Raw genomic sequence first — 1,089 nt, forward strand, 5'->3', positions numbered from 1 at the left:
CGCTGGCCGGCCTGGGCATTGCGATGCTGCCGGAAGTGATGGTGGCGGCGGACCTGGCCGAAGGCCGCCTGCTGCAACTGCTGACCGGCCACGCGCTGCCCAGCCGGCCCATGCATTTGCTCTATGCACCTGAGCGCCAGCGCTCGCCCAAGCTGAAGGGCTTCATCGAGTTTGCGCTGCAGGCCTTCGGCGACGAGGGCGCCTTGTCGCCTACAGCTGGAACAGCGTGAAGCCCACGCCGATGCTGGTCTGCCGGTGGTTGTAGTCCAGCAGCGTCTCGCCGTAGCCGGTGAAGGCCTGCACGTACCAGCGCAGGCCGTCTGGCTTGTCCGAGAACACCGGGTGGCTCCAGCTCAGCTTCAGCGAGCCTTTGGACCAGGACTTGAACGAGGTGCGCGCCACCAGCTGCATGGTGTTCACGCCCGGGAACCAGGAGGCGCTCAACTCGGTGTGGCCGATGTAGTCGGTGATGTGCGGGTTGTCGTCGGTGCCGGTCTCGGCCAGCCGGTGATTGAAGACGGCCTGCAGCGCGTAGTCGTCGCGCGTGAAGGCGGTGCCCAGGTAGGCCCGGTTCCAGCTGCGCGAGAGCGGGTCGGGCTGGCCGTTGGACTCGTGCGCAATGCCGGCCTGCAGCATGCGCCAGCGCCACCCCGATGGCAGCAGGCCCAGTTTGTCCGAAATGGGCACGGTGTACATGACCTCGGGCTGGTAGTCGGAACTGCGGAACGGGGAGGATTCGGCGCTGTTCCAGAGTTGCCAGATCGACTTCTGGCTGAAGGCGACCCACAGGTCCGCATTGGGCAGCAGCGCGTCTTCCAGCACCTTGGCCCGCAACGAAAGCTGCAGCGCAGCCTCGGTGCTCTTGTAGGGCTGCTGGACGCCGTCGCTGGGGTGCGTGGGACTGGCCGGCAATCGGTTGATGTTGTTGGAGTAGTGCGCCGGCAGCAGCGCATTGGGCTGGTAGGTGCGCACGACGAAGGTGCCGCGCTTGGCACTGGGTTCCAACTCCCAGAACTTGGTGAGGTAGTCGGCCGCGGCCAGGCCCTGGCCGCTGGGCGCGGTGGCCACTTGCTGCAGCGCGCTGGGCTC

General features: G+C 66.9%; 2 protein-coding genes. One reads left to right on the plus strand and one right to left on the minus strand.

Going from position 1 to position 1,089, the window contains the following annotated elements; all coding sequences use genetic code 11:
* Positions 1-230: LysR substrate-binding domain-containing protein (locus tag FKP22_RS31310; protein WP_233447040.1), on the plus strand; the 230-nt coding region annotated here is incomplete at its 5' end.
* Here the strand turns inward: FKP22_RS31310 and FKP22_RS31315 are convergent.
* A partial coding sequence (locus FKP22_RS31315; RefSeq protein WP_141292057.1) for a phospholipase A occupies positions 211-1,089 on the minus strand: 879 nt, incomplete at its 5' end. The genes FKP22_RS31310 and FKP22_RS31315 overlap by 20 nt on opposite strands.

The sequence above is a fragment of the Ideonella azotifigens genome (assembly GCF_006519715.1).
Lineage (GTDB): Bacteria > Pseudomonadota > Gammaproteobacteria > Burkholderiales > Burkholderiaceae_C > Ideonella > Ideonella azotifigens.